The 5,820-nt window shown below is 72.9% G+C and carries 5 protein-coding genes; all 5 read left to right on the top strand.

All coding sequences use genetic code 11. From position 1 onward, the window contains the following. The first annotated feature begins 166 nt into the window (after positions 1–166). The 5 genes from rpsO to dapB all read left to right on the top strand — a co-directional run bounded on the left by rpsO (position 167) and on the right by dapB (position 5,588). Complete coding sequence (gene rpsO, locus OF117_RS21690; RefSeq protein WP_200493169.1) at positions 167–436, top strand: 30S ribosomal protein S15; 270 nt, start codon at positions 167–169, stop codon at positions 434–436. A gap of 266 nt (positions 437–702) precedes the next feature. Then, positions 703–2,958, top strand: coding sequence for a polyribonucleotide nucleotidyltransferase (locus OF117_RS21685; protein WP_263554938.1), 2,256 nt, complete (start codon positions 703–705; stop codon positions 2,956–2,958). A gap of 20 nt (positions 2,959–2,978) precedes the next feature. Further along, positions 2,979–4,334: a M16 family metallopeptidase gene (locus OF117_RS21680; RefSeq protein WP_263554937.1), complete on the top strand. Its 1,356-nt coding sequence runs from the start codon at positions 2,979–2,981 to the stop codon at positions 4,332–4,334. A gap of 27 nt (positions 4,335–4,361) precedes the next feature. Further along, positions 4,362–4,739: a VanZ family protein gene (locus OF117_RS21675; protein WP_263554936.1), complete on the top strand. Its 378-nt coding sequence runs from the start codon at positions 4,362–4,364 to the stop codon at positions 4,737–4,739. 48 nt (positions 4,740–4,787) lie between these two features. Beyond that, on the top strand, positions 4,788–5,588 hold the full coding sequence (gene dapB / locus OF117_RS21670) for a 4-hydroxy-tetrahydrodipicolinate reductase (protein ID WP_263554935.1): 801 nt from the start codon (positions 4,788–4,790) through the stop codon (positions 5,586–5,588). The last annotated feature ends 232 nt before the right edge of the window (positions 5,589–5,820 follow it).

Below are 5,820 nucleotides of genomic sequence, written 5' to 3'. Positions count from 1 at the left end.
TCGTCCGGAGGACGACGGTGTCATGGTCCACGGTCGTCGTCCGGAGGACGGCGGCGTCATGGCCGCTGGTAGCCTTGATCCCGCGTCGGCGTGCCGACGTCTGTGTGCGAGCTGCCCCCGTGACCCAGACCGGGGGCCACACGTGACCTGCCCCAGGAGGCGACCGATGGCGCTCGACAGCGCGCTCAAGAAGCAGATCATGACCGAGTACGCCACGGTCGAGAACGACACCGGCTCGCCCGAGGTCCAGGTCGCGATGCTGACCCGCCGGATCAGCGACCTCACCGAGCACCTGAAGATGCACAAGCACGACCACCACAGCCGGCGGGGCCTGCTCCTGCTGGTCGGCCGGCGCCGCCGGCTGCTGAACTACCTGGCGAAGACCGACATCAACCGCTACCGGTCGTTGATCGAGCGGCTGGGTCTGCGCCGCTAGCACGTCGAGGGGACCGCTCCCGGGCCAGCCCGGGACGGTCCCCTTCATCGTGCGGCACCCGCCGCACGCAGCCCACCGGCGTCCCGCTCCACCGCTTCCGCGACGGGCCGGTCCTCGGTAGTGGCCTCCGGGACGCGCCCGTCCCCTCTCGCCGGGGGCGCGAGCCGCCCGGGGGCTTCGATCGAAGACCGGTCGCCCCCGGATCCGGACCGGCGCGGAGCGCCGCCCGAGGACGTCGCCGTACGCGACAGAAGAGAGAAGGACCCGTGTCCGCACCCACCACCACTCCTGGCGTCACCGCCGAGTACGACCCCGAGGACGGGGTCACCACCGCCACCGCCGTCATCGACAACGGCGCCCGCGGCAGCCGCAGCATCACCTTCGAGAGCGGCCGGCTGGCACGCCAGGCCGCCGGCTCCGTCGTCGTCGGCATGGGCGACACCATGCTGCTGTCGGCCACCACCGCCGGCCGCTCCCCGAAGGAGCAGTTCGACTTCTTCCCGCTCACCGTCGACGTCGAGGAGCGGATGTACGCCGCCGGCCGCATCCCCGGCTCGTTCTTCCGCCGCGAGGGCCGCCCGTCCGAGGACGCCATCCTCACCTGCCGGCTGATCGACCGCCCGCTGCGCCCGACCTTCGCGAAGGGTCTCCGCAACGAGGTGCAGGTCGTCATCACCGTCCTGTCGCTCGACCCCGACCACCTCTACGACGTCCTGGCCATCAACGGTGCCTCGGCGTCGACCCAGCTGTCCGGGCTGCCGTTCTCGGGCCCGGTCGGCGGCACCCGGGTGGCCCTGGTCGACGGGCAGTGGATCGGCTTCCCGACCCACGCCGAGCTCGAGGACGCCGTCTTCGACATGGTCGTGGCCGGCCGGGTGCTCCCGGACGGCGACGTCGCGATCATGATGGTCGAGGCCGAGGCGACCGAGCGGACCGTCCAGCTGGTGGCCGGCGGCGCAGCCGCCCCCACCGAGGACGTCGTGGCCCAGGGCCTCGAGGCGGCCAAGCCGTTCATCAAGGCGCTGTGCGACGCGCAGAGCGCTCTGGCCGCCACGGCCGCCAAGCCGGTCGTCGACTTCCCGCGCTTCCTCGACTACTCCGACGACGTCTACGCCGCTGTCGAGGCCCAGGCGACCGAGGCACTGCGCGAGGCGCAGGCCGTCCCCGGCAAGCAGGAGCGCGAGGCCGCCACCGACGCGGCCAAGGCTGCCGTGCTCGAGGCGCTGGGCAGCCAGTTCGAGGGCCGCGAGAAGGAACTGTCGGCCGCCTTCCGCGCCGTCACCAAGAAGGTCGTCCGGCAGCGCATCCTGCGCGAGAAGGTCCGCATCGACGGCCGCGGCGTCACCGACATCCGGCCGCTGTCGGCCGAGGTCGAGGTCATCCCGCGGGTGCACGGTTCGGCGCTGTTCGAGCGCGGCGAGACCCAGATCCTGGGCGTGACCACGCTGAACATGCTGCGCATGGAGCAGCAGCTGGACACGCTGTCGCCCGAGACGCGCAAGCGCTACATGCACAACTACAACTTCCCGCCGTACTCGACCGGTGAGACCGGCCGCGTGGGCTCGCCCAAGCGCCGCGAGATCGGCCACGGCGCACTCGCCGAGCGGGCGCTGCTGCCGGTGCTGCCCGACCGCGAGGAGTTCCCCTACGCGATCCGGCAGGTGTCGGAGGCGCTGGGCTCCAACGGCTCGACGTCGATGGGCTCGGTCTGCGCCTCGACCCTGTCGCTGCTCAACGCCGGCGTGCCGCTGCGGGCCCCGGTCGCCGGCATCGCCATGGGCCTGGTGTCCGACGAGGTCGACGGCAAGACCCAGTACGTGGCGCTCACCGACATCCTCGGCGCCGAGGACGCCTTCGGTGACATGGACTTCAAGGTCGCCGGCACCAAGGACTTCGTGACCGCCCTCCAGCTGGACACCAAGCTCGACGGCATCCCCTCCGACGTGCTGGCCTCGGCGCTGACCCAGGCCCGCGCCGCCCGCCTGCACATCCTCGACGTGATGCAGGAGGCCATCGACGGCCCCGATGAGATGAGCCCGTACGCCCCTCGGGTGACCACGGTGCGCATCCCGGTCGACAAGATCGGCGCGGTCATCGGCCCCAAGGGCCAGATGATCAACTCCATCCAGGACGAGACCGGCGCCGAGATCACCATCGAGGACGACGGCACGATCTACGTCGGGGCCTCCGACGGCCCGTCTGCGCAGGCCGCGGTGGACCGGATCAACGCCATCGCCAACCCGCAGATGCCGAAGGTGGGGGAGCGCTTCCTCGGCACGGTCGTGAAGACCACGCCGTTCGGCGCCTTCGTCTCGCTGCTGCCGGGCAAGGACGGCCTGGTGCACATCAGCAAGCTCGGCGGCGGCAGGCGCATCGGCAAGGTCGAGGACGTCGTCAACGTCGGCGACAAGCTGCAGGTGGAGATCACCGACATCGACGCCCGCGGCAAGATCAGCCTGGTGCCGGTCGTGGCCGAGGCCGACGCCGCCGCGCCCGCCGAGGCCGCCCCCGCGGGGGAGTGACGGCCGGGCAGCGCTCGAGCGTGTCCGGGACCGGGGTGGGCGTCACGGCGCCCGCCCCGGTCCCCGTTCCGGTCGGGCAGACGCAGCTACTGGACGTCGACGAGGTCGGCGGCCGGGTCGAGCGCACCGAGCTGCCGGGCGGGCTGCGAGTGCTGACCGAGACGATGCCCGGGGTGCTCTCGGCGACGCTGGGCATCTGGGTCGGCGTCGGCTCCCGCGACGAGCCGGCCCGGTTGGCCGGCTCCTCCCACTTCCTCGAACACCTCCTGTTCAAGGGCACGCGCACCCGTAGCGCGCTGGAGATCGCGACGGCGATGGACGCGGTCGGCGGTGAGATGAACGCGTTCACCGCCAAGGAGCACACCTGCTACTACGCCAACGTTCTCGCCAGCGACCTGCCGCTGGCGGTGACCCTGCTCGCCGACCTCGTGACCGAGGCCCGCAACACGGCCGAGGACCTCGAATCCGAGCGGACGGTGGTGCTCGAGGAGATCGCCATGCGCGACGACGAGCCCGGCGACGCGGTGCACGACCTCTTCGCCGAGACGCTCTTCGGCGACACCCCGCTCGGGCGGTCGGTGCTCGGCGACGTGGCCACCGTCGAGGGGCTGGGCCGTGACGACGTCGACGGCTGGTACCGCCGGCGCTACGCCCTGCCCTCCGTCGTCGTCACAGCCGCCGGGCGGGTCGACCACCGGCAGGTGCTCGACCTCGTCCTCGCGGCCTTCGGCGAGCGGGTCGGCGGCGAGGGCCGGCCCGCCCCGCTGCGGCGTGGTGACGACGCCGTCCACGACCGGCCGGCCCGCCCCCACGGGCTGATCTCCCGGCGGACCGAGCAGACCCACCTGCTCCTCGGCACCCTGGGGCTGGGCCGGCTCGACGAACGGCGCTACGCGGCCGCCGTCCTGGACGCCGCCGTCGGCGGCGGGATGAGCTCCCGGCTGTTCCAGGAGATCCGTGAGCGCCGCGGCCTGGTCTACAGCGTCGGGTCGTCGCTGACCCACTACGCCGGCACTGGGTCGTTCACGGTCTACGCCGGCTGCTCCCCCAAGCGGGTGCCCGAGGTGCTCCGCCTGGTGCGGGCCGAGCTCGCCCGGGTGGCCGCCGAGGGGCTGACCACTGCCGAGGTGGTCCGTGGTCGCGGTCAGCTCAAGGGCGCCATGGTGCTCGGCCTGGAGGACACCGGCTCCCGGATGAGCCGGCTGGGCAAGAGCGAGCTCTCCTTCGGTGAGTACCTGCCCGTCCGGGAGGTGCTGGCCCGGCTGGACGGCGTCGACGAGGACCAGGTGACCGCCGTCGCGGCGGAGCTGTTCTCGCGGGAGACCTGCCTGGCCGTCGTGGGCCCCTACCGCGAGTCCGACCTCGACCGGCTCTGAACCGGTCCGACCCTCCCGCCCGCTCCGGTGCCCGCCGCGCTCCGCGTCCACGGACCCCTCTCGCGCGGGGTGCTGGCCATCACGGTGCTCGTCTCCCTGGCGGTGCTGTTCGCACCCGGCGGTGGGGTGCCCCCGACGCCGCCGGGTGTCGACAAGGTCGTGCACGCCGCCCTGTTCGCCGCGCTGGCGATCTCCGGACGATGGGCGGGCGTCGGCCCGCGGACCGCTGGAGTGCTCCTCGTCCTCTACGCGGCGGTGAGCGAGGTGGGGCAGGCGCTGTCGCCGCTGGAGCGGTCCGGTTCCGTGGTCGACTGGCTGGCGGACCTGGCCGGACTGCTGCTCGGCCTCGCGGGCTGGGCAGCGTGCCGCTGGTTGGCCGCCCGCCGCCGGCGGTCGTTCGCCTGACCGACGGCTGCCTTGCGGTGCGGCGCGTCGCCGGGAAGCCTGGGCGGGGTGACCACCTCCACGACCGACCCGTCAGCGCGCGCCGGTTCCGCGGAGGAGGCGTCGCGCATCGCGGTGGGCGTCCTCGGCGCCCGCGGTCGGATGGGCACCGAGGTGGTCAAGGCAGTCAACGCGGCCGACGATCTCGAGCTGGTGGCGATGGTCGACGCCGGCGAGTGGCTGTTCAACGTGGCTGACGCGGGCGCGCAGGTCGTCGTGGACTTCACTCGCCCGGACGTCGTCATGGACAACATCCGGTTCTGCATCGACCAGAACATCCACTGCGTGGTCGGCACGACGGGTTTCGACGAGGCCCGGCTGGCGACGGTGGCCGAGTGGCTCGAGCCCAAGCCGGACCTCGGCGTCGTGATCGCACCCAACTTCGGGATCGGCGCCGTTCTGCTGATGCGCTTCGCCCAGGAGGCCGCGCGCTTCTTCTCCTCGGTCGAGGTCGTCGAGTTGCACCACCCGGGCAAGGTCGACGCGCCGTCGGGCACCGCGGTGCGCACCGCCCGGCTCGTCGCCGCCGCCCGCCGCGCGGCCGGACTCCCGCCGTCGCCGGACGCCACGACCGACGCGCTACCGGGGGCCCGCGGTGCCGACGTCGAGGGCGTGGCGGTCCACGCCGTCCGACTCACCGGCCTCGTCGCGCACCAGGAGGTGCTCATGGGAGCGGCGGGGGAGACCCTGACGCTCCGGCACGACTCCTTCGACCGGGCGTCGTTCATGCCCGGTGTGCTGCTGGCGGTCCGGGAGATCGCTGGGCGACCAGGCCTGACCGTCGGCATCGAGTCGTTCCTGGGGCTGTAGCGCCGTCCCCGGACCTCCGACCTGGACGCCGGCGCCCGGTGGCACGATCCGTCCGGCCCCGCTGGCACGGGGCCGCTCCGGTGGTGTATGTTCGTCGATGCGCCGCACCGCCCGGGAGGGCAGCTCGGCGGACCCCCGGGTTCGCCGAGCTCCGAGTGCGGTGTACAGTGGAAAAGCCGCCGATGACGAGGCCTGAAAGGGTCGGGTTTGTCGCGCGTCCGTTCCTTGAGAA

This window comes from Geodermatophilus sp. YIM 151500, from assembly GCF_025716945.1.
Lineage (GTDB): Bacteria > Actinomycetota > Actinomycetes > Mycobacteriales > Geodermatophilaceae > YIM-151500.
This window is presented reverse-complemented; position numbering and strand designations above follow the sequence as displayed.